Here is a 25934-nt window from a genome sequence, read left to right as displayed (position 1 = left end):
ACTAGCTGAAGACGATTTCCGGCGCCGGCTTGTTCGCCTGTTCTGCGGCGTCGAGCGCGGCCAGGGCCGTCTTGCGGAAAGCCTTGCCGACAGGGCCGTCGTCGAGCGCGGCCGGCTGGCCGGCATCGGAGCGGGCCCGCAAGTCGGGGTGCAGCGGAATGTCGCCGAGATAGGCCAGCCCCATCCGCTCGGCCTCGGCCCGGACACCGCCTTCACCGAATATATGGCTGCTTTCGCCGCAATGCGGGCACAGGAAAACGCTCATGTTCTCGATCATGCCGAGCAACGGGACATGCGTCTGCTCGAACAGGCTCATTGCCTTGCGGGCGTCATCGAGGGCCAGGTCCTGCGGGGTCGAGACGATGACCGCGCCATCGACCGGCAGGTCCTGGGCGATGGCCAGCTGGGCATCACCCGTGCCAGGCGGCATGTCGATGATCAGCACGTCCGGCTGACCCCAGTCGGTATCCATCATGAATTGACGGATGGCGCCCTGAACCATGGGGCCGCGCCACACAACGGCGGCGCCAGGTTTCACGACAAAGCCCATCGAGACAATCTTCACGCCATGCGCCTCGATCGGCTGGACGCCGGAATCGGTCTTGCGCAGGCCTGCGACATCGGTGAGGCCGAACAGGCGCGGCGCCGAAGGGCCGTAAATGTCGGCATCGAGGAGGCCGACCTTCAGTCCGGTGCGGGCGAGTGCCACAGCCAGGTTGGCGGCAATGGTGGATTTGCCGACCCCACCCTTGCCGGACGCGACCGCGATGATGCGCTTGGCCGGTTTGGCGCCAGCCGATAGGCCGCTGCGCCGGGGAGCGGGGCGGGCCGGGGCGGCCTTTTCGTCACGGTGGGCTGTCATGATCACCTGGACCCGCTTGATCCCGTCAAGCCTGGTCAGCTTGGTCTCAATGTCGGGTTTGAGCCTGTCCAGGTCCGGCTTGCCGGCGACCGGCGCGCGCAGAACGACGGTCGCTGTATCACCCCGGACTGCTGCCGATTCAATACGCCCGGCATCGACCAGGGGGCGCCCGGACTGGGTCTCGATAATGGTGTTGAGTGCGGCTGTCAGGCGGGTATCCATGTCGGGCCTCCGGTTGCCCGGCTGAGATAGGCCTTCCCGCGCGCCGGTTAAAGCGGCAGCCGCAGGCCGCTGACGCATTCGGCGCAAAGCCGGACGGTCGATGCGGCTGGTTCCGACCTGAGGGAGATTGCCGGGTGTGCGCAGGGCCCGACCGGCTTGAGACTTGATGGTGGGCGATACTGGGATTGAACCAGTGACCCCTTCGATGTCAACGAAGTGCTCTCCCGCTGAGCTAATCGCCCATCCGTCTCAAGAGAGCCGGGGTTCTAACCTCAGCTTTCGCGGAGTGCAAGTCGTCTCTGACACCCGGTTGCAGAGGGCGTGCAGGGCCGGAGCCCGAAATGTCACTCAACCACCGCCGGACAGCCTTTCCGGTATGTGTCCCAAGGCTGAACAACGTATGACTTTTTTGCAACAATTGAGACGGAAATGCGGCAATACCGTCTCTGTCACTTTCTTCGGGTGAGCGCCTTCTACATAGTTGCACGAGGTAGGGGTCAACCCGACCATCCCGAGTTCTGCGCCAAAGTGGATCCGGGTGACACGTAACAAAGGGGTACAATCGTGAGCAATATCTGGGATCGGGAGCGCCTGCTGCGCTCCACCATGCTTGCTGGCTTCGCTGTTGCAGGCCTGGCGATTTCGCCAGTCTACGCACAGGAAGTCGCGCAAGTTCCTGACGCAGTTGAAGAAGATGAAGACGAAAGCACGGATGAGCGTATTGTCGTTACGGGTTCCCGTATCGCCCGCAATACCTTCTCCAGCCCGTCTCCGCTGCAGGTCATCAATGCTGACACCGCACGTGAAGCGGGTCTGATCGATGCCGCGTCCATCGTCCAGCGCACCTCGGTCGCTGCCGGTACGCAGTTCGACAATACCTTTACCGGCCAGGTGACCGATTCCGGTCCGGGTGCTTCGACCGTCAGCCTTCGTGGTCTGGACGCCGAGCGTACCCTGATCCTGTTCAACGGCCGCCGCGTTGGTCCGGCCGGTGTGCGTGGCGCACCGACCCGTCCCGACCTGAACCTGATTCCGTCGGGTATCGTTGAGCGCTACGACCTCCTGACCGACGGTGCGTCCTCGGTTTATGGTTCGGACGCCGTTGCCGGCGTGATCAACGTGATCACCCGCACCGAGTTCGATGGCATCGAAATCGACACCTTCTTCTCCCATCCGGAAGATGGCGGCGGTGAAGAGCGCCAGATTTCTATCGTGACCGGCGTCAGCAATTCCAGCGGCTATATCGGTTTCGGTTTCGAATACTTCAATCGTGACGAAGTGCGTCGCGGCGAGCGCAAGTTCTCCGCACTCTGCACCCGTGACGTCGAAGTCAATCCGGCTGACGGCACCATTCGCGAAATTTGCGAAAACAACTCCTTCGGCAACATGTTCCTGGACCCGTATCAGGTGTTCTTCGGCGTGGTCGATGATCCGGGCCTCGGCCAGGACTTCGGTATCCTGACCTTCGATTTCGACAACGGTTCGGGCTTCAACGTCTACCCGACGAATTCGCAGCCGGGTGGCCCCGGTGACGACCTCGGTTCGCGTTGGCTCTATGATCCGCGTTACAACAACAATGCGGGCCAGGGCGCCTTCGATCTGGCCCAGGGTGTCCAGCGCTACTCCTTCTTCACGAATGGTGAGTACTCGCTCGACATGCTCGGTGATGCAGACTTCTACTTCGAAGCCCTGCACTCCGGTCGTACCCAGGAAATCTACGCTGGCCGCAACCAGATCTTCCCGGCCATCCAGTGTGACAACCCGTTCCTGGCTGCCGATCCGGTCCTTTCCAATGCAGGTTCCTGCCGTCAGCCGTTCCGCGGCATTCTTGAAGGTGCCGGCCTGGGTGGTCTCGTCTGGACGCCGATCATCGACAACACGCTCGGCCCGATCAATGTCGACGTGACCGCGACCCGTGGTCTCGGTGGCATCCGCGGCAATCTGGACTTCATCCAGGGTGAATTCGGTGGCGAGAGCTTCGGCATCGGTCTGAACAACTGGACCTATGATTTCTACGCATCGTATGACCGCAATGTCGGTATCGATACGCAGGAAACCCTGAACGAAGAGCGCGTCTCTGCCGCTCTCAACAACGTCACCGACAATGGTGACGGCACGTTCAGCTGTGAATCGGTCCCGGGTGACCTGTTCGGCTTCATCACCGCAGAAGAATGTGTCCCGCTCAACATCACCGATCCGGACATCTACATTAACGGTCAGCTGCCGCAGGACTTCCTCGATTATGCGGGTGGCCTTGCTTCCACGCGTACGTTGATCCAGCAGTCCATGTTCCAGGCTGCCTTCTCTGGTGACGTGGCCTACCTCCCGGCTGGTACCGTCCCGGTGGTGTTCGGTTTCGAATACCGCAAAGACGAAATCTACACCGAGAACAGCTATCTGATCACCTCTGCCTCCGGCACGGGTCGTTCGGAAAGCAACACGGTCGGCAACACCACGACGCGTGAATTCTTCGTTGAGACGGAAATCCCGGTCCTGGCCGGCATGCCGTTCGCTGAAGAGCTCTCCTTCACCGCCGCTGCCCGCTACACCGACGAAGAGAACTACGGTTCGCTTTGGACGTATCGCGGCCAGGTGCTGTATCGCCCGCTCGAGTGGGTGACGCTGCGCTCCACGGTTGGCACGACCTTCCGTGCACCGAACCTGCGTGAGCAGTTCCTCGGTGGTCAGACGTCGTTCGCAAGCGCGTTCTCTGACCCGTGTGTGGCTTCGACCTTCAACGGTTATGACCCTGATGACCAGGCCCGTATCCGCAACAACTGCCTGCTGCAGGGTGCGGATGTTGACTCGCTGGGCATCGGTGGCGCGACTTCGATCGCCGTTGTCTCGGGTGGTTTTGAAGAGCTGAACGCTGAAACCTCTGACTCCCTGTCGGCTGGCTTCATCGTCGAGCAGCCCTGGTTCGACGCCTTCGATCTTCGGATCGCGGTGAACTACTTCAAGATCGAGATCGAGGACTCCATCGAGGAGCCCACGACCGGCCTGATCCTGAACTCGTGCATCGTGCAGTCGACCAACCTCAATTCACCGTTCTGTGAATTGATCGACCGCTCGACGTCGACCGATCCGTCGCGTAACTTCATCTCCCGCATCAATTCCGGCTTCGTGAACGTTGGCCGGATTGAGACGGATGGTGTTGACCTGAACGTCGGCTTCAGCACCGACTTCACGCTCTTCGGTTCGCAGGCTGATTTCTCGGTCAACAGTGTCGCCACCTACATCGCGTCCAACCGTCGCGACGTGTTTGCTGACCAGGATACGGCTCCGATCGAATCCTTCCGCGGCAATTACGGCTACCCGCTGTGGCAGGGCAACATGACCGCCAATCTTGACTGGCGTGATTTCGGCCTGAACTGGTCGGCCCGCTACATCGGCGAATGGCAGGAAGATGACATCGATGCGATCCGTACGCGTCAGTTCATCGACGAAGCCAATGGTGCCGTCTACTTCGAGGAAGGCTTCCGTGACGTCGAGGAAGCCGATGCCAAGATCTTCCATGATGTTTCGCTCTCCTGGGAGCAGGACACGTGGCGGGTCACGGGTGGTATCCGTAACGTCTTCTCCGAATCCCCGCCGATCGTTGACAGCAACGAAGGTGTTCCGAACTCCGCGAACGCGGTGATCGGTATGGGTTACGACGTTTACGGCCGTACCTTCTTCGCTGGCCTTTCCAAGCGCTTCTAAGCACTTGAAAGATCACCTGCGGTTCGCCGCAGGTGATCCCGGCATTTGTGGGCGGCGCCGTGGGCAACCACGGCGCCGTTTGCGCACAAGGAGGTGGTGTCACGCGACCGTGGGCCACCTATCACAATCACCGCATAGCCAAACGGGGAGTAACTATGCGTCACCTAGCCACGGCTTTCCTGGTCGGCCTGTCTGCGCTGCTGACCATTTCCGGCGTGCCCGCACACGCCCAGGACCCGCTTCCGATCGAAGCCTTCGCGACCAGACCGGTGATGAGCAATGTGTCGCTCTCACCCGACGGTCGCTATCTCGCCTATCGCGTGGCCCAGAACCGGACCGGCGACTACTATATTGAGGTACGCGAAACCGACGATCTCGGCGGAGAGCCGGTGCGTCTCGGCTCCGATCGCATGGATATCACCGGCTTTTCCTGGGTCAGCGACGAGCATTTGCGCGTGAGCTTCATGCAGCAGGTCCGCAGCCGTATCGAAGGGCAAAACGCAGGCGTGTTCCAGTCCAAGCAGGCCATTGTGCGTGCTGATGGGCGCGGACGATTCCGCGAGCTGTTCGACGATGTCCAGCTCTACAGTTCGCTGCCGGACCGGCCGAACGAGATCCTCATTTACACTGCCGAGGTGAATTATGAGGACATGAACGCCGACGACATTCGCAATAGTGGTCGTTCAATGACCGCGCTTGTGCCGGACTTCCGGGTTCTCAATGTCGATACAATGCGCATGCAGACCTATATGCGCGGTGTCTCGACGCTGGGCGGATACCGCCTCGACAACGACGCCAATATCCGGATTGCCCAATCCTTCGAGCCCTCAACCCGTGAATCGATTTACTGGCACCGCGCCCCGGGCGAAACCAGCGAATGGGTCGAGCTGTTCCGGACCAATGCGGAAGAGCGCAACGAATCCTTCTCCATCATCGATTTCGATCCTGCCAATCCGAACATGCTGTTCGTTTCGGCCAATCGGGGCCAGGACGCGGCCAGCGTTTACGAGTTCAACCTCGTGACGGGCAGCTTCGGCGAACGCGTGTTCGGGGCTGATATGCTCGAGGGCGTGCCTCACCAGGACATCGACAGTGGCTGGTACAGCACCGACCCGGCCACAGCGGGTGAGCTTCTCGGCTTCGTCTTCTATGACAGCGATGGCGAGCGTCAGATCGCCTTCATCAACCCGGAAGAGCAGGCGCTGTATCAGCAGCTCCAGGCGACCTTCCCGGGGCGGGAAGTCACGATTTCCAGCCGTTCACGCGGCAGCGAAATGATGGTGATCCACACTGTCAGCGGGGATGACCCGGGAACCTATTACCTGTTGGCCAACGGCGAGTTGCAGGTGATCGGCAACCAGCGTCCGACCCTGCCGGCCGAAGCCTTGGCCGATGTCGAATACATCGAGTATACGGCACGCGACGGGCGTCGTATCCCGGCCTATCTGACGGTGCCGAATGGCGAAGGGCCGTTCCCGCTCATCGTCCTGCCGCATGGTGGACCCTGGGTGAATTTCCGGACGACCGGATTCGACGAATGGGGACAGCTGCTGGCCAATAATGGCTACATGGTTCTCGAGCCGCTGTTCCGCGGCACCACCGGCCACGGCAATGACCATTGGCAGTCCTCCTTCGGTGAATGGGGGGGGGCCATGTCCGACGACATGGACGATGGCGCCCAGTTCCTCGTTGAGCAAGGCTTGGTCGATCCGGATCGCATGGCCATGTTTGGCTGGAGTTTTGGCGGCTATTCGTCCTTCGCGGCCTCCATCCGCACCCCGCAGATCTACCAGTGTGCAATAGCTGGTGCCGGTGTGGGCGACCCGATCGAGTTCCGGGCATTCTTCACCCGTAACCGGGTCGGTCGTGCCATGCTTGAAGAAGGCTATGCCGGCATGAATACGATCAATCGGGCCGAGGACGTGAATATTCCGATCCTCGTCGTTCACGGTGATCTCGACCAGCGTGTCCGGATTTATCACTCCGAGCAATTCGTCGCGCAGCTGGAACGGTTCAACAAGCCGCATCGGTTTGTGGTTCTGGAAGGCGCCGATCACTTCGACAACACGCTCACCTTCGATCACCGCATGACGCTCTATACCGAGCTTCTCGGTTTCCTCGAAAATGAGTGCGGTCCCGGCGGCATCTAGGTCGGTACCGAACTGACACACCAAGGAAAAGGCCCGCCGGAACATCCGGCGGGCCTTTTTTCTGTTGGCGATGGCCTGACCTTGTCAGGCCGCCATGACGCGCGCCACTTCATCGACCAGCTCGCGCAGGTGGAAGGGCTTTGACAGGACCTTGGCATTGGTCGGGGCACCCGATCCGGGGTTCAGCGCCACGGCGGCGAAGCCGGTGATGAACATGATCTTGAGGGCCGGATCGATTTCGGCCGCGCGACGCGCGAGCTCGATCCCGTCGACGCCCGGCATGACGATATCGGTCAGAAGAAGATCGAACTGGGCCGGCTGTTCGCCGATCGCATCGAGGCCTTCCTCGCCGTCCGCGCACACCAATACCTCGTGCCCGGCACGCTTGAGTGCCTTGGCGAGGAAGTCGCGCATCGAATCGTCGTCTTCCGCGAGAAGAATCTTAGCCATTTGTGTTCCCACCCTTGCGAAATCTCAAAGTGAACGCACCCTACAACCATCTGGTAAAAACGGGCTGAACGCGCTGCGGCGCTTGACCCGCGAGATGCAGCTGACCAATCTTGATCAATGGCAACCACGATTCCAACACCGTTCGCCACGGACGAAACAATCCGGCCGGAGCGTGACGGGAAGGTTGTGCGGGTCGAGCGTCCACCTTTCGATCTGGCCCGTCCGGTCATACTCGCTTCGCCGCATTCCGGTCGCGAGTATGACGCCGATCTGAGCGCTTCGACAAGGCTTTCCATAGAGCTCCTGCGACGATCCGAGGATGCATATGTCGATCAACTTATTGATTTTGCGCCCGACTATGGAGCCAGCCTGGTCTGCGCAGAATTCCCGCGCGTCTTTGTCGATGTCAATCGGGCCGTGGGTGAGATCGACGCGGGCATGTTTGCGGATCGGGTTCCGTCGGCCGAAATCGAGCCATCGCGGCGGGCTGCCTCGGGATTGGGCGTGATCCCGCGCATCGGGGCCGAGGGGCGGACACTGTACCGGCGACGCCTGCGATTCGCCGAGGCCCGGTCACGCCTCGCGCGTTTTTATCATCCCTATCACCGGGCGCTCCAGGACGAGATAGCGGCGCATGTCGGACGTTTTGGCTGTGTGGTTCTCGCCGACATGCATTCGATGCCGGCGGCCAGCGCGCGTGGCGCCGACATTGTGCTGGGTGACCGGTTCGGGACGTCGTGCAGTGAAATCGTGATCGACCGGGTGGAAACGGTCTTCCGTGAGCTCGGACTCGTTACAGTTCGGAACAATCCCTATGCCGGGGGGTATACGACGGAACATTACGGGCGCCCGCTCGACGCCGTGAATGTCATCCAGATCGAGATCAATCGCGGCCTCTACATGGATGAAAACCGGGTGACCCTGACTGAGGATCACGTTGAGTTGATCAAGAAAATGCGCTGTTTTGTCAGGGAATTGACCGCCACGGACTGGTCGCTCCTTCGCTAGCCATAATCATGCCCATTTCAGGGGAAGACTGGTGCATGCCTTCGCCCGGCACGCGCTTTGCTCCCCTGTGAGGTGTGCGTCCCATTGCGGCGCATTTTGAGACGCGAAGATTAGGCGGCGAGTAGTTATGACGAATGATATCGACCTTCATGTGGGTAAACGGTTGCGCCGTCGGCGTCGCCTGCTGGGTCTGACCCAGCAACAACTGGCCGAATCGGTCGGTATCCGTTTCCAGCAGATCCAGAAATATGAGTGCGGCGCCAACCGCGTCAGTGCCAGCCGGCTGTTTGAACTGGCTGAGTCGCTGGATGTGCCGGTGCAGTATTTCTATGAGGGGCTGTCCAAGCGCGACGCGAACACCGGCGATGACACGCTGGCTGCAGACGTGCTGTCCCAGAAAGAAACCGTTGACCTTATCCGCGCCTATTACCGGCTCGGCGAGCGGCCGCGCAAACGCCTTCTGGAACTGGCCAAGTCGCTGGAACCGGAAGAGGCGGCGAACGACGCAGCCTGATCACGATCAGCATAGACGCGATGGCGTCTGGCACCGGCTCGCCGCCCGTGCTAGGCGCCTTTGCATGTCTGATCGAGATTTCCGGCCTGATATCGGCATTGCCCATGAAATGGCGGATGCGGCGCGTGCTGCGATCGCACCGTTTTTCCGTACTGCGCTCATCGTCGACAACAAAATGTCGTCCGGCTTTGACCCGGTCACGGCGGCGGATCGGGCTTCCGAGACCGCCATGCGCGATGTGCTCGCCCGCCGCTCGCCCGAAGACGGCATTCTCGGCGAGGAATTCGGCGCAACCGGTGCGGCGGGCGACCGGCGCTGGGTGCTCGATCCGATCGACGGAACGCGCGCCTTCATTGCTGGCCTGCCAACCTGGACCGTCCTGATCGCGCTTGAGGAAGCTGGCCGCCCGACAGTCGGCGTCATTGATCAACCGCATATCGGCGAGCGCTTTACCGGCTGGCCCGGCGGCGCGTCGCTCGACCGTGCCGGCCGGTCAAGCCCGCTGAAGGTCTCCGCCTGCCAACAGCTGGAAACCGCCATCATGGCCAGCACCGACCCTTATCTGTTTGAAGGCGCAGAGCTGCGAGCCTTTGAGGCTGTTCGCGCGCAGGCCCGGCTTTGCCGGTTCGGCTTCGACGCCTATGCCTACGCTATGCTGGCTGCTGGCGGGGTCGACCTGGTGATCGAAAGCGGGCTGCAGGTCTATGATGTCCAGGCGCTGGTCCCGGTCGTGACAGGGGCGGGCGGCGTGGTCACAAACTGGTCCGGCGGCGATCCGTCGGGCGGCGGCCAGGTGGTGGCTGCAGCGAGCCGGGAATTGCTCGATGCGACACTCAGGCACCTCGCGCCGGCTGCCCTCTAGCTGTCCAGCAGGATGCGGACCGGGTTGGCGCCGAACTCGACGCGAACAAGGTGCCGCATGTCGCGATCCCGAGGCCGCAGGATCACCCTGTTTTCCTGCACCGTCACCGGGCTTGACGAGCCGTCCTCGAATATCGCGCGCGCGTCCGGCGCCGGCCCGTCGAAGACAAAGGTCAGGGTTTTGAAGTTGGGCGCGAACAGGGCCGCCACGCCGGCCGTCCGGCGAACGGCGTGATTCGCCTGGCCAAGCGCCAGATTGAGATCGCGGGCTTCATAGGCCGGACCACCGGGCAGCCGTGCTTCGAATTGCATGTTGAGTGACATGCCGCCGGATGGCTGGTTGATCCAGACAGCGGGTCCGGCTTGCAGCGCGCCCAGGCTGGGCAAGCCGCGGATGCGTCCCAATTCGTCGATGTCGAAGGAGATGCGTTCACCGTCGAACTCATACCACATCTCGATGTCCTCCGGTGGTACCCCCTCCTGCGAGGACACCATGTAGGCCAGTGCGAAATGGCTGCGCCGTTCGACATCCAGCTCGAGATAGCTCTGCCGATGCGGGAAGAAGCGGGGCAGGGGGCCGGCCTCCCGCTCCAGGGCTTGCGAAAACGCATTAGCCGGAAGCAGGAGGCCGGTCACCAGGCCAATCAGAAGAAGACTGACGCGCATTATTCGCTGCCGACAGGCTTGCGGAACAGCAGGGTCATGCGATCGCTCTCGCCGATGGCGTCATAGGCGGCACGATCGAAATCGGCGGCCTGCTCGCTGCCGTCAGCCGGGCTGCGGCGCACCGGAGGCAGGGTCCACACGCCCATCGGATGGTCGGCCGTATCCGCGGGATTGGCGTTGATCTCCGAGGTCGCGACGAGTTCGAACCCAGCCTCTTCGGCGAGGGCGATGACATAGGCCTGCTGGACATAGCCACTGGCCGCGCCCGGATCCTGTTCGCGGGTCGACGGCATGCGGTGCTCGACGATGCCCAAGAGGCCACCCGGCGCGAGCATGGTATGGAAATCAGCAAAGGCGCGCTCGGCATAGGCGCCCGACATCCAGTTGTGGATGTTGCGGAAGGTGAGGATGGCATCAACCGAACCCGGCCCGAGCGCCAGTGGTGTGTCGCGATTGAAGTCGACGATCTGCACGTCGCCAAAAACGTCGGTATCGGCGATATGGGCCTCAAAGGCCGCGCGCGACTGGCGACGGTATTCGCTGCCGGATTCAGGATCGAAATGGGCCGCGATATACTGGCCGCCATTGGCGTGAATCCACGGTGCCAGGATGTCGGTATACCAGCCGCCGCCGGGCCAGATTTCCAGGATCGTGCTGCCAGGATCGAGCTGGAAGAATTCCAGCGTCTCCTGCGGGTGACGCCAGGCGTCACGGTCCCTACTGGACGCGCGCAGGTCTGCGGCGAGGACATTGCTCAATTGCGTCAGGTCAGGGGCGGCCGGGTTTTCGGCAGCGTCCGGCATGGTCTCGACCGTTTCCTCGATCGAACTATCCGGTGAGGCTGTATCGGAGGGATCGGCCGTTTCACCGCTGCAGGCGGCGAGAATGGCCGTGCCGGCGAGAAGCGCGAGAAGTGACGGGTGACGCATGGTGAGGGAACTCCTTGTTGCCGCGCAATTGGTAGACAAGCTGCAGCCTCGGCGCAAATTCTGTTTGCGGGGGTTGAAGCGCAAAAACAGGCTTCCCAAATAAATGGCACGGGTCGCCGGAAGGGGCCCGGAACAGCGGCCAGGATCCTCTGGATCTGGCCTGTCTCAACCGCCCGGTTTCCCGGGCCTGTTTATCGCTCTGAAGGAGGATGGACCGCAATGCGTACTGTTGATTTCACCCCGCTCTACCGCTCGATTGTCGGCTTTGACCGGCTCGCGGACATGATGGACTCGGCAACCAAGATCGAGTCACAGGGGTACCCGCCCTACAATATTCAGCACGTTGCCGATGACGAGTACCTGATCGAGCTGGCCGTTGCCGGTTTCGGCGAGGACGATCTCGTCGTGGAAGTGCAGGAGAATGTCCTGACCGTCTCCGGCAAGATCGCCGAAAAGGTCGATGCGGATGATCGTCGGTTCCTGCATCGGGGAATTGCCGAACGGTCGTTCGAGCGTCGCTTTCACCTGGCGGATCATGTCGAAGTAGCGGATGCCGGCTTGCAGAACGGCCTGCTTCAGGTCCGACTGGTCCGGGAAGTCCCGGAAGCGGCGAAGCCGAAACGGATTGAAATCAAGTCCGGTGCGGGAAAGACCCGTGCCAAGCTGATCGAGGGCCGCAAGACCAAGGCCGCCTGATCCGTCGCTGACGGACACTGATTTCCCTCCGATTGTCCCTGAGGCGGTGAGCGCAAGCTTGCCGCCTCTTTCTTTGGTTGTTCAGCTCGGGAGGCGAAGCTCAGGCAGCGTCGAGATCGACAGCGCCGTCGACCGATTCGACATTCTCGGTGAAATCTTCATCGACGCGCGCGCCGGTGAAGCAGGAGCCGCTGAAGCTCGCTTTCTTCACGTTTGCGCCGTTTAGCGTGGCGTATGAGAAGTCGCCGCCGGTGGCTTTGGCCTGGCGCAGGTCAGCGCCGCGCAGATCGGTGTAGCGGGCCCGGACGCCGGCCAGCGACGCCGGCAGCAGGCGGTTGCCTTCCAGCAGAAGCGGGCCGAGCTGGCAATCCCGCAAATCCGAATTGGACAGGTTTGCGCCGGTCAAATCCGCGCCGCGCAGGTCGGCGCCGCGCAGGCTGACCATCCGCAGATCGGCTTTCTCCAGACGAGCGCCCTGCAATTGGGCGCCTTCCAGGTCCAGCCCGTACAGCGTCGCACCACGGGCGTGGAAGGCCGTCAGTGTCTTGCCCGCCAGCGAGGTGAGGCCGCGCAGGTCGGTGCCGTCGAACAGGGAGGGCTTGCCCTCCTTGCCGTTGGTGTCACACCAGCGCACATGCTCCGCGATCTGGTCGGCGACGGGCTGCTCAAGTGAGCTGGCATCAATGCCCACCGGCTTGTTGGTGAGCGCACCTTCGGTGTTCATGCCTTGCGTTTTGGCCATGACGGTTTTCGTGCCGACCAGCACCGCATGGCTGAAATCGGTATCAGACAGATCGGCGCCCGACAGGTCGGCGCCTTCAAGGTTGGCCCCCTGGAATGAGGAGCCGCGCAAATTGGCCCGGATCATTCGCGTGCCAAGCAGCATGGCGTCCGTGAAGTCGGCTTTCTGGGCGGCAATGCCGGCCATTTTCGACCGGGAGAGATTGGCGCCGGTGAAATTGGCGGTGCCGGAGTCGTTTTCCTGGGAGCGGTGGCTCAGAATGGCCAGCCCCTTTTCCTTGTCCATTTGCGCGATTGCGCCTTCGCGCATATCGGCCTCGGTCAGGTCGGCCCCGGTCAGATTCGCGCCGCGCATGATCGCTCCGCGCAGATCGGCCCGGCGCAGGGAGGCGCCCTCCAGATTGGCGCGGCGCATGTCGGCGGCAAAGAAAATCGCACTGTTCAAGGTGGCTCCGGACAGCACCGTTCCCCGCAAAACGGCGCCACTGAAGTCGGCATCCGACAGGTCGCGACAGGCAAGGACCAGGTCTTCCAGGATCGTGTAGGCAAAACTGGCGCGTGCGCCACCCGAGCGGCCCGACCACAGGCGCTCGTGCCGCGCACAGATTGCGTCGACCTCGTCCTGCGTCAGTTTCTTGTACTCGATCTTGCGACCGGCCATCGCCGTGGTCCCGTGGTGGAATGTCCAGACACCCACCATAGAGAAGGACCGTTAACAGGCTGTTTGTCGCCTAGCTGTCGTCCGGAGTCCCAAAGTCGTGTGCGGCAAGCGGATTGTCTGCGGCGATCCGGACCCTGTTCCGACCGGCCTCGCCGTGCGCGCGGATTTCCGCCTCGGCTTCGTGTGGTGTCGTTGCAGCCAGCGTCGCGTCATAGCCACGCGGTCGCGCATCGACACGGACTTCCGGGCGGCCGGTTTCGATCCGAGAGAAGAAGCCGGCGTAAAGAATGTGTGCGTCCTCGCTGCGGAGGCCGACCTGCACCTGGATGCCTGCGTCCTCAAGACGGGAAATGCCGCGACCGGCGACCTGGTCGAAACGGTCCCGGCAGGCGATCACCACCCGCTTGACGCCGGCGGCGACCAGGGCATCCGCGCAGGGCGGTGTCTGGCCATGATGGGCGCAGGGCTCAAGCGTGACATAGACGGTAGCGCCACGCGCGGCGGTCCCCGCTGTCTCCAGTGCGACGCGTTCTGCATGCGGACGACCACCATCCTGTGTCGCGCCGGTCGCGACGATGTTTCCGTCTTTCACGAGGACACAACCGACGGCGGGATTGGGCGCGGTTTTTCCCTGCTGGCTGCGCGCAAGCGCGAGCGCCAGATCAATATGCCGTGCGTCGTCCAGCGAGCTCACGCGCCCGGAAGCGGCGGCAGTGGCTTGGCGCGCTTCGGATCGAGATAGCGGGCCGCGGTGATGGTCTCGCCGTCATCGGCGAGGTCGATCAGCAGCGGATTTCCGGTCGGGACCTCGATATCCATGATATCCCGATCCGACACCTGGAAGAGGAGTTTGACCAGAGCCCTCAAGCTGTTGCCATGGGCCGCGACGACCAGTGTCTCGCCGGCCCTGAGCCGCGGCAGGATCGATGCCGTCCAATAGGGCTCAACCCGATCAAGTGTGGATTTCAGGGATTCGGAACCCGGGAGAAGTCCGCGAGGAACCTCGGCATAGCGGCAGTCATTGACCGGGTGGTAGGCGTGATCCTCGGGCAGCGGCGGCGGCGGCGTGTCGAAAGAGCGACGCCAGATCCGGACCTGTTCATCGCCATGTCTGGCGCGGGTCTCGTCCTTGTTGAGGCCCGCGAGGCCCCCGTAATGTCGCTCGTTCAATCGCCAGGATTTCTCGACCGGTATCCAGAGCTTGTCGAGGCCTTCAAGGGTGAGATTGAGCGTCTTGATGGCGCGCTTGAGCACCGAGACGAAAGCGTGTTGCGGCTTGAAGCCGGTCTCGGCGAGTAATTCGCCCGCATGCTTGGCTTGCGCCACGCCTTCATCGGTGAGGTCGACATCCACCCAGCCGGTGAATCGATTCTCCAGATTCCAGACGCTCTGGCCGTGCCGGATGAGGGCGAGTTGCGGCATGAGATCGACTCCAAAAAATGTCCTGTCGGGCGCAGCGATAGCCCGTGAAGGCCAGCAGGGCAAGGCAGAGCCGCTGACAGGCGCAGAGCCCAGAAATCACTTACCCGTCCGGGTCGGATTGTGGTATGAAGAAACTACAGGTACCGGGGCGGGCCTGGTTCGATTATTTGAACCCACACCCAAGGCATAACTTATCCGCCCCGATGAGCGGCGACTGGATGTGAGGCTCTTCTCCGTCCCCCGAGGGCCAGTTCGCATCACGCTGCACCAACCGCGCGCGTCTCTTCCCCGGACGTGCGCGGTTCTGGTATGGGGTCTCCCTGAAAAGGGCATTCCTGTCCTGACTGGCTGCGAGGAACCGGCATGTCCGACAATGATCCCGTGCAATCTGCCCGCCGGGTAATTGCCACCGAACGCGACGGCATGGTTGCGCTGGAAGCGTCGATCTCGACGGATTTCGCCGCGACCATCGCGCGTCTGCGCGGGCTGGAAGGGCGATTGATCTGTGCCGGGGTTGGCAAGTCGGGCCATGTCGCCCGCAAGATTGCGGCGACGCTGGCCTCCACCGGAACACCCGCCTACTACGTCCATCCCACCGAGGCGAGCCATGGTGATCTCGGCATGATCGGTGCCAGCGACGCCGTGCTTGCCCTGTCAAAGTCGGGCGAGACCAAGGAGCTGGGCGACCTGATCGCCTATTGCCGCCGCTTCGGCGTTCCGTTGATCGCGATGACGGCGCAGCCGGAGAGCACGCTGGGACGCGCCGGTGATTATCTTCTGGCGATCCCTGCCGCGCCGGAAGCCTGTGGCGAGACCCGGGCGCCGACGACGTCGACCACGCTGATGATGGCGCTGGGCGATGCGTTGGCGGTCGCCCTGCTGGAAGCCCGCGGGTTCACAGCGTCCGATTTCAAGACATTCCACCCCGGTGGTGCCCTTGGCGCGGCGCTGGCCAGCGTCGGCGACATCATGCACAGCGACGACGCCGTGCCACTCATCGGCGCGGACGCGCCGATGAGCGACGTCCTGATCGAAATGACGACCAAGAGTTTTGGATGTGCCGGTATCGTGGATGGCGAGGGCAAGCTGGCCGGTATCATTACCGACGGCGATCTGCGACGTCACATGGGCGCCGCCCTGGTCGACAAACGCGCTGCCGACGTCATGACCCGCAACCCCCGCACCGGAAACGCCGGAATGCTGGCAGCGGATGCGCTGCGTCTCATGACGGCCGGGCAGCCCAAGATCATCCAGCTCTTTATCGTCGACACTTCCGGTCTCCCCGTTGGCATACTGCATCTGCACGACCTGCTGCGCGTCGGTCTCAAATAGGGTTCGGTTTCTGCACACAACCCCATGTCGGCACTGGCGAAATGGCAGTGCTGGCGCTATCGTTGCATAAGATGGCAGGAGTCGTGTGTCGCGCAGCCCATGGATGCGTCACCGTTTCGTGTGCCCGGAGTTGGAGTGAGAATGCAGGAACCTCTCGCCTTGCAGGTCAGGCAATGCTTGCGACCGCATTTGGCGGCGTTGGCAGGGTTTTCGCTCGCCTCGAACCTGCTCCTCCTGGTGTCGCCGCTCTACATGCTTCAGGTGTATGACCGGGTGTTGTCATCCGGATCGATCGATACGCTGATCTGGTTGTCCGTGCTCGCGGTCTTCCTGCTGGGGGTTTACGGTGCTGCCGAGGCCGGTCGTCGCCGGGTCAGTGCGCTGGCAGGCCTTGAGCTTGATGCGCTTTTGACACCCCTGGCTTTTTCCCGGTTCGAGTCCGAATCCGGCCAGCCGCATCTGGCTCGCGATCTTGGTGCGATCCAGCGTGTCCAGACCGCGCTGCAATCGGGCAGTTTGATGCCCTTCGCCGACCTCCCGTTCGCGCCGTTTTTCCTCATCGTGTTGTTCCTGATCCATCCGGTTCTCGGATTGGTCGGGCTGGTTGGCGCAGCGATTGTCTTTGCGGTCGCCGTCACCGCCGAGCTGACAACCCGCCAGGCAAGCCAGTTTTCGCAGGGCGCCCTGCGCAGTGCCGGCGAATTCGCCTCCGGTCTGGAGCGTCAGCGCTCGGCGATGGCCGCCATGGGTCTGGTGCCGGCTGCTTTCCGCCGCTGGCATGCGACCCAGGGCGCCGGCCAGGGTTTTTCGCTGGATGCCGCTAAGGATGACGGCAAGTTCTCCGCGATTTCCCGTTCGACACGACAGGTCCTGCAGATCTGCGTGCTCGGGGGCGGTGCGGCGCTGGCACTCAGCCAGCAGATCTCGCCCGGTGCGATCGTTGCCTCCTCAATCATTCTCGCCCGCACGCTTGGTCCGATCGACCAGATCGTCGGTGGCTGGCGCAACACGATCCAGACGTGGTCGGCCTGGAAAGGGTTGATGGAACGCCTGGACGGTGCCGACGCCGACCCCAGTTTCACGCCCCTGCCGCGACCGGTCGCCGAACTCAAGCTGGACCGGCTCTCCGTGCTCGTTCCGGGCTCTGAAGTGCCCCAAGTCCGCCCGTTCAGCTGGGCCGCATCAGGTGGCCAGCTGGTCGCCGTGACCGGCGGCAATGGGGCGGGCAAGACAACCCTGCTGCAGACCCTGGCCGGGGCGTGGCAGCCGGGCTCGGGCGCCATGAGTCTGGGAGGGCGCAACCTGCATGACTGGCCCGGCCCCGACCGTGGCCGCTTCGTGGGCTACGTGCCTCAAGACGTTGAACTCCTGCCGGCGACCGTGGGCGAAAACATTGCCCGACTAGGCGATGCCGAGCCCGATACGGTGATTGCGGCCGCGCGGGCCGCAGGCGCTCACGAGGCCATTCTCGCCCTGCCGGACGGTTATGATACGCGCGTCGGGCCGGGCGGCACCCATTTGTCCGCCGGGCAGCGCCAGATGATCGGTCTCGCCCGGGCGCTGTTCGGCGATCCGGTCTTGCTGCTGCTGGACGAACCGACCGCCAATCTTGATGCCGCCGCGGCACCGACCCTTATCAATGCCCTGCGCCAGGCCGCCGAGCGCGGCGCCATCATCCTTGCGGCAACCCATGACCGCCGCGTGATCGAACGGGCCAAGACGGTCCTTCTGGTCCGCAATGGCGATGTCATGGCCGCGCCCGCCGAGCAATTTCTCAAACTGGCAACCGGGCCTGGTGCCGGGGCCAGTGTGTCCGGTCGCGGTGGAGCTGCCTGATGACCGGACCTGCCACGCCGACCCGGCTTCTCAGCGACAGTTTTGTCCGCCGTTCGGCCCTGATCTGTCTCATAGGGCTGGGCGGGTTTCTCGCCTGGGCCGGGCTGGCCCCCCTGGCTGAAGGTGTGCCGGCGGCCGGCCAGATCGTGGTCGAGAACGATCGCCAGGTCGTGCAGCATCTTGAAGGCGGCATCATCCAGGAACTCCTGGTTCGTGACGGTGACAGGGTCGAAGCCGGAGCGCCCTTGCTGACGCTGCAGGAAACGGCCTCGCTGGCGGTCCGTGACGAGCTGTTGCAGGAGATCGCAACGCTGACCGGTTCCACCCAGCGTCTGGCCGCCCTGCGGGACGGTCTCGACGAGCCTGATTTCACGCCGCTCGACGCGCTCGGTCTGACCGAGGAGCAACGCCAGGCCGTGGTTACGCGACAGCGCGACCTCTTCCGCCAGCAGACCCAGTCCTTCCGGGCTGACATCGCAGTGCTGACCGCGCGGCGGGATGGGGCCAGATCATCGCGTGACCTGCAGGCCCAGCAAATCCGCATAACGCAGCGTGTGCTGTCGGCTGCGCAGGATCAGTTATCCCTGCTCAATGAGCGGTATGAGCGGCAAATGGCGCGGCTGGACGAATTGCGTGGCATGGAGCGTGATGTGGCGGCGCTTGAGGCCGATATTTCGCGCCTGCGTACGGACGCCCAGCAAGCCGCCACGCTGGAACAGGATCTCGACGGGCAGATCGCCCAGACCGAGGCGGCCTTCGCACGGCAGGTGTCGGCAGACCAGCTGGAAGTCCGCAGTCAGCTGGAACAGGCCAGCGAGCGCCTGGCGGCGGCCCAGGACGTGCTCAATCGCTCCGTGGTTGTCGCGCCGCAGTCGGGCGAGGTCCTCAATCTGCGCTTTGCCACACGCGGCGGTGTAGTCCGTCCCGGTGAAGCCATTCTGGAAATTGTCCCCGCTGCCGGCGAAATGACGGCATCGGTCCGAATTCAGCCGTCCGATCGTGCCACCGTTTATGAAGGCCAGGCGGTGCGGACCCGCCTGACGGCGTACAAGAGCTGGATGACACCGCGTCTCGACGGAGAGGTGATCAGCGTCAGCGCCGATCTCAAGACCGACCAGAATACCGGCGTTTCCTACTACGAGGTCCGTATCCGTATCCCGGCCGATCAGGCGGCACGGCTTGGCGAGCTGGACGTGATCCCCGGCATGCCGGTCGAAGTCTTCATCTTCTCCGGGGCCAGCCGGACGACGCTGGATTACCTGTTCGAGCCGATCAGCGAGTCGCTGTTCCGCGGCGCGCGGACGGGGTGAGCGAATGATGGTACTGCGCAAACCGGCTCCGTTCGGGGCCTTCGTCCCGGGCCTTTTCCTCGCGATCACCGTCTCGGCCGGTGCTGCGGCCCAGGCGGAAAACTGTCTGTCCTTCGAGCATGCCCTGCGGATTGCTGCCGAGCGGGCGCCGGAAGTTGCCGGGGCGATTGCCCGACAGGATGAGGCGGCGGCTGATTTTCGCGAAGCAGAGTCACTGCGCATGCCGCAGCTCTCGACTTTCGGGCGCACGGCCTCCGGCGATAGCGGTCTGACCGGCAGCCAGATCGAGAACCAGGTCGGTGTGCGCCTGTCCCAGCGACTCTGGGATTTCGGTGATTCGCATTACGCAATGTCTGCGGCCAGTAGCTCGATTGCGCAACGCGCCCACGAGTTGCGGGCCCAGCAGATTGATGCATCCGGGCGCCTCGCAGACGCGTATCTTACGCATCTGGAAGCGGATGCCATGATCAATGTGGTTGCAGACCGGCGCGACTATTTCGAGCGTCAGCAAGCCGCGGTGCAGTCCTTGCTGACGACCGGTGGGGCGACGCGTGCCGACCGGGCCCAGATCGAGGCACGCCTGGCCGAGGCCGAGGCCGATGCCCTGGAATTGCGTTTCATGCGGGATCGTGCCGCCACACGGATTCGCGAGTACACTGGATTCGCACCGAGCGCCCTGTGTGGCGCGGGGTCCGCTGAGCGCGACATGGGGCTGGCCTTGCGTGGAATCGAGACAGTCAATGACGCCGTCGACCACACATTGACCGGAAATCCGGGCATCGCGGCACAGGCCGAATCAGTCCGCGGGCTCGATGCGCAGCGGGAACGCGCCCGCCGCAGCCGACTGCCGGTGATCGAGGCCGTGGGAATCGCATCCTACGTCTATGATGATTTCAGCGAGACTTGGGATGCGCGCGACCGGCTTGGTATCGACGTGTCGGTGCCGCTGTTGACCGGCGACGCCTTGCAGGCCCGCGGCGATCGTGCCGTTGCGCGCCTGGAGCAGCAGGAAAGCGGCCTGCGCAGCCTGCAGCGCGAATTGCGAGAACAGGCGGAAATTGCCTTTCGCCGTTCGATTTCGCTTGAGGCCCAGCTCGTCCGCCGCGAAGCTGTCGCGCGGTCGCAATACGAATATTTCGACGCAATTTCAGGCGAGTTCGAGTTCGGTCTGGGGACATTGCCTGATCTGATTGATGCGCGCCTGACGTATGAACGCGCGGAGCTGGATGTAATCAGTGCCCGCTTTTCCCTGCTGCGACAGCAGCTTGAATTGATGGGGCTGACCGCGCGCATGCCAGCGCCACGGATGGAGACCGGTGTCTGGCCGGACGAGTACTGACGCAAGGACAGACGCCAAAGGTCTGGAGGTCCGTTCGCCAGCGGCGTCGAAGAATTTGCGTGCCGACCGTACCGCAAGTCGGGGCATGCCGGGTTCCGGGAGGGCTCGTGCGGATTTGAGCCGGCCTGGTTGAAGGCGGGTTCCGGGAGGAAGTGAGTGCCCTGAAACGGGGTGCCGGCAGCGGCGGGTCCTGGATGACCCGCGATCGCTGTCGATCGCACCGGGTCAGGGCATAAGAAAGATTATCGGGAGAGATCAGTCATGCCTGTTGCCAACAAAGCCAATCGACAGTCCACAGTCCGCAACGCCCTTTTGGGGACGGCGCTGGCAACAGGCGGTGTCCTGTTGCTGGCCGGCGGTGCGCAGGCACAGGAGGCCGGCGCGACGCCACCGGACGGCTTCACACCGGTTTCCGGAGTAAGCGGCGTCTCCCGCGTCGAGATGGGCGCTGACGGCTCGGTCCAGCTGGTCATGACAGATGGCCGCACAGTGCTGATTGCGGCGCAGGACGTCTCCGTTATCGACGGGGTTGTCTATCTCTCTGATGCGGCTCTTGACGCCAACGCCCTGCTCGGGACGGGCGTCGCTGCAGCTGGCGGCGGCGGGGGCGGTGCCATACTCGGCGCGCTTGGAGGTCTGGGCCTGCTTGGCGCTGCGGCAGGTGGCGGCGGCGGCGGAGGCGGAGGCACAACGACGCCACCCACACCGCCCACCAATACCAATCCGCCGGTCTTCACCTCGGCCAGCACGGCCAGTGCCGACGAGAATGTGACCGGCACAGTCTATACGGCGACCGCGACCGACGCCGATGGCAACACCGTGACCTTCTCGATCAGCGGCGGCGCGGATGCCAGCCTGTTCTCGATCAACAGCTCGACCGGCGCGGTCACCTTCAACGCTCCGCCTGACTTCGAGAATGCGGGCGATTCCGGTGCCGACAACACTTACGAAATCACCATTCGCGCGTCGGATGGCACCAACACCACGGATCAGACCGTGACCATTACGGTTGGGGATGTCGACGAGGTACCGGTCATCTCGTCAGCAGCGACTGCCAGCGTCGCCGAGAATACCGTCGGAACCGTCTACACCGCGCAGGCGGCCGATCCCGAAGGGCAGGCCCTGACCTATTCGCTTTCCGGTGCGGATGCGGCGTTGTTCGCGATTGATGCGGCGACTGGCGAGGTCAGCTTCCTGGCGGCGCCGGACTTTGAAAACCCCGGCGATGCCGATGGCGACAATGATTACGAGATCACTCTCTCGGCCTCGGATGGCAGCCTGACCACGGACCGGACCGTGACCATCACGGTGACGGACGTGGATGAGGGGCCGGCGGCCTTTTCCTCGGGCACGACCGCAAGCTTCAACGAGAATGCGTCCGGTGTCGTCTATACCGCCGTCGCGACGGACCCTGATGGCAATGCGATCACCTATTCGCTGGGGTCCGGCGGCGACAGCGCCCTGTTCGCAATCGATTCCGCGACCGGCGAGCTGACCTTCAACGCTCCGCCGGATTTCGAGGCGCCGGCCGACGGCAATGGCGATAATGTCTATTCGGTCGTCGTGCGCGCGAGCGACGGCAACACAACGACAAATCAAACCGTGAGTGTCACGGTGAACGATGTCGATGAGGCGCCGGTGATTACGTCCGGCGCTGCCGCCTCGGTGGCGGAAAACAGCGCCGGAGTTGTCTATACGGCGACGGCCAGCGACCCGGAGGGCGCGGCGATCACGTATTCGTTGTCCGGCGATGATGCAGCCCTGTTCGCGATCGACGCGAATACGGGTGAAGTGAGCTTTCTGGTCGCGCCAGATTTCGAGCTGCCGCTGGATGCGGACGGTGACAATGTCTACGACGTGATCGTCACGGCGTCAGACGGTTCCAATTCTGATGTGCAGCCGGTCTCCATCACGGTGTCTAACCTCAATGAATTCGCGCCGGTCTTCACGTCGGCGACCACGGATTCGGTGGACGAAGACAGCACGGGCAGTTTTTACACGGCCACTGCGACGGACGGTGACGGAGACACGCTCACCTATTCGATCGCGGGCACTGACGCGGCGTTGTTCACGATCGATGCGACAACTGGCGCATTGTCCTTCATCGCGTCTCCGGATTTCGAGAACCCGTCTGATGATGACGGGGACAATGTCTACGAGCTGCAACTGCGGGCCAGTGACGGAACAACGACAACGACACAAAATCTCGCGGTGACGGTGAATAATGTGGCTGCTCAGCCCGTGCTGACGTCCGGCGCGTCGGCCGATTTCACCGAGAATGGCAGCGGCGTTGCCTATACCATCAGTGCCACCGATGGAGACGGGGACGTCCTCACCTATTCGATTTCGGGCGCCGATGCGGCACTGTTCAGCGTCAATGCCGCAACCGGGGAAGTGAGTTTCCTCGCCGCACCTGACTTTGAATCGCCGGCCGATGCCGACGGCAACAATGTATACGACATCAACGTCACCGCTTCCGATGGCGGCCTGTCGGATACGCAAGCCGTCAGCATTAGCGTTGTCGACGAGAATGATGTCGCGCCGGTGGTGACCTCGGGTACGACTGCCAGTATCGGAGAAAACTCCAACGCTGTGTTTTACACGGCCACTGCCACAAATGTGGATGGCCCCTTCACACGCTTCGAGCTCGGCGGCCCCGACAGTCAGCACCTGTCTCTGAACAGCGTGACGGGCGAACTTTCCTTCGATTCACCTTTCCCGGATTTTGAAAACCCGGCGGATTCGAATGGCGACAATGTCTACGAGGTCACCATCACGGCCTATGACGGTGATTTCCAGGACACGATCACGCTGGCCATTACTGTGACAGATGTTGATGAAGGCAGTGGGGGAAGCCCGGTCTTCTCGTCAGGTACCAGTCAGACCATCTCAGAAAACCAGACTTCAGCCTATGTCGCCCGGGCGGTCGACCCTAACGGGGACACAGTCAGCTATTCGATCTCCGGGACCGATGCGGCGCTCTTCACCATCGACTCGGCTAGCGGCGAAGTGCGTTTTCTCGCGACCCCGGATTTCGAGTCTCCGACGGATGCCGGTGGTGACAATGTCTATGATTTCACTGTTACCGCTTCGGATGGGTCGAACACGGCCAACCGGGCGGTGTCGGTGACGGTCGGGGATGTCACCAACGAAAGCTCGGATGTGCCGGAAGGCGACACAACGCAGATCTCCATGGTCTCGGGCGGGAATTATACGGGCACGCTCGAGGTTGCCGGTGACCGCGACTGGATCGAAGTCACACTCGAGGCCGGCCAGCGCTATCAGTTTGATGCATTTGGCTCCGGTGGAACCGGCGTCGAACTGGAGGACACCTATCTTCGGCTTTACGACGCATCGGGTGATTTGATTGCGGAAAATGATGACATCACGCTAGGGGTCAACACGGACTCACGGCTCGGATTCACGGCGACAACGAGCGGGACCTATTACATCTCGGTCGGTGCCTGGGAGCCGGATTCCGGAGCGACCCTTTCCGGGCAGTACGAACTTCAGATTCGTCATACTGACCCGCTGACGGCCTGGAACTATCAGGAGATCGGCGACTACCTGAATGCCAATGGCTTCGGCGGCCTGCAATGGGACCGCTCGGCGGGGGATACGATTACGGTTGATGTAACCGGGCTGACCACGGCCGGGCGCACGCTGGCCCGCGCGGCCCTGCAGCTGTGGGAAGACATCACCGGCATCACCTTCACGGAAGTGAGCTCTGGCGGGGACATCACGTTTGACGATGAGGAGGAAGGCGCCTTTGCCGGGCCGGATTCGACCTCCGGTGGGTTTATCACGTCCGCCAGCGTCAATGTCGGAACCGAATGGCTTTCGACCTATGGCACCAATCTGGATGGCTATTCCTTCCAGACCTATATCCACGAAATCGGTCATGCCCTCGGTCTCGGACACGGGGGGCCCTATGACGGATCGGCCGACTATGCCATCGACGCGATCTATCTGAACGATTCCTGGCAAGCCACCGTGATGTCCTACTTCTCGCAAAACGAGAACACCTATGTCGATGCCGATTTCGGCTATGTGGTTGGGCCTCAGGTTGCTGATATCATTGCTGTTCTGGATATGTATGGCGGTTCGACCAGCACCCGCGGCGGCAACACCGTCTATGGCTATAATTCCACCGCCGGCAATGTGATCTTTGACGCCACGGCCTTCTCTAATCCCGTTAGCTTCACGATCTTTGACACCGGCGGTATCGATACGCTCGACTACTCGGGCTCCAGCTCGAACCAGATCTTCGATCTGCGTGAGCAGGCCTATTCGAGCCTCAACGGACGAGACGGCAATATCGGCATTGCCCGCGGTACAGTGATCGAAAACGCTATTGGCGGCAGCGGCAATGACATCTTTGTTGGCAATAGCGCCGACAACACCATTACCGGCAATGGCGGGGCCGACCGCTACTACGCTTCGGGCGGCAGTGATGTCTTCAATGGTGGCAGTGGAAACGACACCATCGTCTTCTCCGGCGCATCGACCGACTACACGATCTCGACGAACGGGTCGGGCAATACGGTCGTGACCGACAATCGCGCAGGATCGCCGGATGGCGTGGTCGAGCTGATCAGCGTCGAGAGCATTGTCTATGACGGCGAAACCAGCAATCCGGAATATTTTGGTGACCCGGATCACGCCGGCCGTGAAGGCTTAGACCCGGATAATCTGCCCGAGCTCGCGCCGCATCATCCGGAAATCACCGGCGATGACTGGAGCCATCCGATCATGTCGGATCATGGAGATGCCAAGGATGACGGACATGAGCCGCATACCTATCCGGACCTGTCCGACGCCGATCTCGCCCTGCTGGAAAACCTCTCCCTGGAGAGCGGCGACAGCCGCGGCTGGGTTGGTGCCCTGCGCGATCTGCTGGACGTCGATGCAAGCGGTGGACTGGTTCGGGCATATGTCGCGGATGGCGAGCTCGAAACAGCGGCCGCGCTCGGGGCTGACAAGGGGTATCCGGTCTTCGAGCCTCTGACCCTGCCGTCGGGCGATCAAAGTGCTGCCCCGCAATCAGCCGGTGCCGGCAATGCAGCGCTGGAGCACTTCCCGGATGGCCGCTTCATCGATGCGTTCGATGTGCGGGAGGCTCTCATGCCGACCCTGACAGACGACAGCCAGGACGGCTGGGCCTGACGCAATTGGGGGAGGCGCGTCGCGTCTCCCCGCCCGGCTACTCGAAAAATTTGGGGAAAGGGGTGCG

At 62.7% G+C, this 25934-nt stretch carries 18 protein-coding genes and 1 tRNA gene; 11 read left to right on the top strand and 8 right to left on the bottom strand.

Going from position 1 to position 25934, the window contains the following annotated elements; translation table 11 throughout:
• Window position 1 precedes the first annotated feature (1 nt).
• Window positions 2-1084, bottom strand: coding sequence for an Mrp/NBP35 family ATP-binding protein (locus QZZ02_RS00785; protein WP_291841623.1), 1083 nt, complete (start codon window positions 1082-1084; stop codon window positions 2-4).
• 167 nt (window positions 1085-1251) lie between these two features.
• Window positions 1252-1326, bottom strand: a tRNA-Val gene (locus QZZ02_RS00780).
• Window positions 1327-1648: 322 nt separating this feature from the next.
• Here QZZ02_RS00780 and QZZ02_RS00775 point away from each other — a divergent pair.
• Complete coding sequence (locus QZZ02_RS00775; protein WP_291841622.1) at window positions 1649-4786, top strand: TonB-dependent receptor; 3138 nt, start codon at window positions 1649-1651, stop codon at window positions 4784-4786.
• A gap of 155 nt (window positions 4787-4941) precedes the next feature.
• Complete coding sequence (locus QZZ02_RS00770) at window positions 4942-6936, top strand: prolyl oligopeptidase family serine peptidase (protein WP_291841621.1); 1995 nt, start codon at window positions 4942-4944, stop codon at window positions 6934-6936.
• Between the two features lie 84 nt (window positions 6937-7020).
• Here the strand turns inward: QZZ02_RS00770 and cpdR are convergent, their stop codons facing one another.
• On the bottom strand, window positions 7021-7386 hold the full coding sequence (gene cpdR / locus QZZ02_RS00765; RefSeq protein WP_291841620.1) for a cell cycle two-component system response regulator CpdR: 366 nt from the start codon (window positions 7384-7386) through the stop codon (window positions 7021-7023).
• 117 nt (window positions 7387-7503) lie between these two features.
• Here cpdR and QZZ02_RS00760 point away from each other — a divergent pair, with 117 nt between their 5' ends.
• The 3 genes from QZZ02_RS00760 (at window position 7504) to hisN (ending at window position 9770) form a co-directional block, all read left to right on the top strand.
• The gene (locus QZZ02_RS00760; protein WP_291841619.1) at window positions 7504-8394 is read left to right on the top strand and encodes an N-formylglutamate amidohydrolase; all 891 of its coding nucleotides are present in this window, start codon (window positions 7504-7506) and stop codon (window positions 8392-8394) included.
• A 127-nt stretch (window positions 8395-8521) separates the two neighbouring features.
• Window positions 8522-8908 carry a helix-turn-helix transcriptional regulator gene (locus QZZ02_RS00755; RefSeq protein WP_291841618.1) on the top strand — a complete coding sequence of 129 codons (387 nt, stop codon included), beginning with the start codon at window positions 8522-8524 and terminating at the stop codon, window positions 8906-8908.
• Window positions 8909-8972: 64 nt separating this feature from the next.
• On the top strand, window positions 8973-9770 hold the full coding sequence (gene hisN, locus QZZ02_RS00750) for a histidinol-phosphatase (protein WP_291841617.1): 798 nt from the start codon (window positions 8973-8975) through the stop codon (window positions 9768-9770).
• Here the strand turns inward: hisN and QZZ02_RS00745 are convergent.
• Both QZZ02_RS00745 and QZZ02_RS00740 read right to left on the bottom strand, forming a co-directional pair.
• Entirely contained in the window at window positions 9767-10435 is a 669-nt protein-coding gene (locus QZZ02_RS00745) for a hypothetical protein (protein WP_291841616.1), read from the bottom strand. The two genes, hisN and QZZ02_RS00745, sit on opposite strands and share 4 nt — an antisense overlap.
• Window positions 10435-11364, bottom strand: coding sequence for a methyltransferase (locus tag QZZ02_RS00740; protein ID WP_291841615.1), 930 nt, complete (start codon window positions 11362-11364; stop codon window positions 10435-10437). Before QZZ02_RS00740 ends, QZZ02_RS00745 begins: the two co-directional genes overlap by 1 nt.
• A 219-nt stretch (window positions 11365-11583) precedes the next feature.
• On the opposite strand from QZZ02_RS00740, the gene QZZ02_RS00735 reads away from it, so the two are divergent.
• On the top strand, window positions 11584-12060 hold the full coding sequence (locus QZZ02_RS00735) for an Hsp20 family protein (protein ID WP_291841614.1): 477 nt from the start codon (window positions 11584-11586) through the stop codon (window positions 12058-12060).
• A gap of 100 nt (window positions 12061-12160) precedes the next feature.
• On the opposite strand, the gene QZZ02_RS00730 is transcribed toward QZZ02_RS00735, so the two are convergent.
• The 3 genes from QZZ02_RS00730 to gpmA all read right to left on the bottom strand — a co-directional run bounded on the left by QZZ02_RS00730 (window position 12161) and on the right by gpmA (window position 14884).
• Entirely contained in the window at window positions 12161-13462 is a 1302-nt protein-coding gene (locus tag QZZ02_RS00730; protein WP_291841613.1) for a pentapeptide repeat-containing protein, read from the bottom strand.
• 70 nt (window positions 13463-13532) lie between these two features.
• Window positions 13533-14156, bottom strand: a complete 624-nt coding sequence (gene ribD / locus QZZ02_RS00725) for a bifunctional diaminohydroxyphosphoribosylaminopyrimidine deaminase/5-amino-6-(5-phosphoribosylamino)uracil reductase RibD (RefSeq protein ID WP_291841612.1) — start codon at window positions 14154-14156, stop codon at window positions 13533-13535.
• Entirely contained in the window at window positions 14153-14884 is a 732-nt protein-coding gene (gene gpmA / locus QZZ02_RS00720; protein ID WP_291841611.1) for a 2,3-diphosphoglycerate-dependent phosphoglycerate mutase, read from the bottom strand. Before gpmA ends, ribD begins: the two co-directional genes overlap by 4 nt.
• Window positions 14885-15247: 363 nt before the next feature.
• On the opposite strand from gpmA, the gene QZZ02_RS00715 reads away from it, so the two are divergent.
• From QZZ02_RS00715 to QZZ02_RS00695, 5 genes are all read left to right on the top strand, one after another.
• Complete coding sequence (locus QZZ02_RS00715; protein ID WP_291841610.1) at window positions 15248-16216, top strand: KpsF/GutQ family sugar-phosphate isomerase; 969 nt, start codon at window positions 15248-15250, stop codon at window positions 16214-16216.
• A gap of 141 nt (window positions 16217-16357) precedes the next feature.
• Window positions 16358-18052, top strand: a complete 1695-nt coding sequence (locus QZZ02_RS00710) for an ATP-binding cassette domain-containing protein (RefSeq protein ID WP_291841608.1) — start codon at window positions 16358-16360, stop codon at window positions 18050-18052.
• A complete protein-coding gene (locus tag QZZ02_RS00705) occupies window positions 18052-19362 on the top strand; it encodes an HlyD family type I secretion periplasmic adaptor subunit (RefSeq protein ID WP_291841606.1) in 1311 nt (436 codons plus the stop codon). The genes QZZ02_RS00710 and QZZ02_RS00705 overlap by 1 nt, the downstream gene beginning before the upstream one ends.
• Before the next feature lie 4 nt (window positions 19363-19366).
• Entirely contained in the window at window positions 19367-20701 is a 1335-nt protein-coding gene (locus tag QZZ02_RS00700; RefSeq protein ID WP_291841605.1) for a TolC family protein, read from the top strand.
• 261 nt (window positions 20702-20962) lie between these two features.
• Entirely contained in the window at window positions 20963-25867 is a 4905-nt protein-coding gene (locus tag QZZ02_RS00695) for a cadherin domain-containing protein (protein WP_291841604.1), read from the top strand.
• Window positions 25868-25934: the final 67 nt, after the last annotated feature.

It is taken from the genome of Maricaulis sp. (genome assembly GCF_015665295.1).
Taxonomy (GTDB): domain Bacteria; phylum Pseudomonadota; class Alphaproteobacteria; order Caulobacterales; family Maricaulaceae; genus Maricaulis.
The sequence above is the reverse complement of the archived record's forward strand: the minus strand, read 5'-3'. Positions and strand labels throughout refer to the sequence as shown.

Excerpts from the sequence above, each read along its gene's own strand:
- cpdR (WP_291841620.1), bottom strand. The coding sequence starts at position 7,386 with ATGGCTAAGATTCTTCTCGCGGAAGACGACGATTCGATGCGCGACTTC.
- QZZ02_RS00715 (WP_291841610.1), top strand. The coding sequence starts at position 15,248 with ATGTCCGACAATGATCCCGTGCAATCTGCCCGCCGGGTAATTGCCACC.
- QZZ02_RS00705 (WP_291841606.1), top strand. The coding sequence starts at position 18,052 with ATGACCGGACCTGCCACGCCGACCCGGCTTCTCAGCGACAGTTTTGTC.
- QZZ02_RS00710 (WP_291841608.1), top strand. The coding sequence starts at position 16,358 with ATGCAGGAACCTCTCGCCTTGCAGGTCAGGCAATGCTTGCGACCGCAT.
- QZZ02_RS00785 (WP_291841623.1), bottom strand. The coding sequence starts at position 1,084 with ATGGATACCCGCCTGACAGCCGCACTCAACACCATTATCGAGACCCAG.
- gpmA (WP_291841611.1), bottom strand. The coding sequence starts at position 14,884 with ATGCCGCAACTCGCCCTCATCCGGCACGGCCAGAGCGTCTGGAATCTG.
- QZZ02_RS00760 (WP_291841619.1), top strand. The coding sequence starts at position 7,504 with ATGGCAACCACGATTCCAACACCGTTCGCCACGGACGAAACAATCCGG.
- QZZ02_RS00740 (WP_291841615.1), bottom strand. The coding sequence starts at position 11,364 with ATGCGTCACCCGTCACTTCTCGCGCTTCTCGCCGGCACGGCCATTCTC.
- QZZ02_RS00700 (WP_291841605.1), top strand. The coding sequence starts at position 19,367 with ATGATGGTACTGCGCAAACCGGCTCCGTTCGGGGCCTTCGTCCCGGGC.
- QZZ02_RS00745 (WP_291841616.1), bottom strand. The coding sequence starts at position 10,435 with ATGCGCGTCAGTCTTCTTCTGATTGGCCTGGTGACCGGCCTCCTGCTT.
- QZZ02_RS00755 (WP_291841618.1), top strand. The coding sequence starts at position 8,522 with ATGACGAATGATATCGACCTTCATGTGGGTAAACGGTTGCGCCGTCGG.
- QZZ02_RS00695 (WP_291841604.1), top strand. The coding sequence starts at position 20,963 with ATGCCTGTTGCCAACAAAGCCAATCGACAGTCCACAGTCCGCAACGCC.
- QZZ02_RS00730 (WP_291841613.1), bottom strand. The coding sequence starts at position 13,462 with ATGGCCGGTCGCAAGATCGAGTACAAGAAACTGACGCAGGACGAGGTC.
- QZZ02_RS00735 (WP_291841614.1), top strand. The coding sequence starts at position 11,584 with ATGCGTACTGTTGATTTCACCCCGCTCTACCGCTCGATTGTCGGCTTT.
- QZZ02_RS00770 (WP_291841621.1), top strand. The coding sequence starts at position 4,942 with ATGCGTCACCTAGCCACGGCTTTCCTGGTCGGCCTGTCTGCGCTGCTG.
- hisN (WP_291841617.1), top strand. The coding sequence starts at position 8,973 with ATGTCTGATCGAGATTTCCGGCCTGATATCGGCATTGCCCATGAAATG.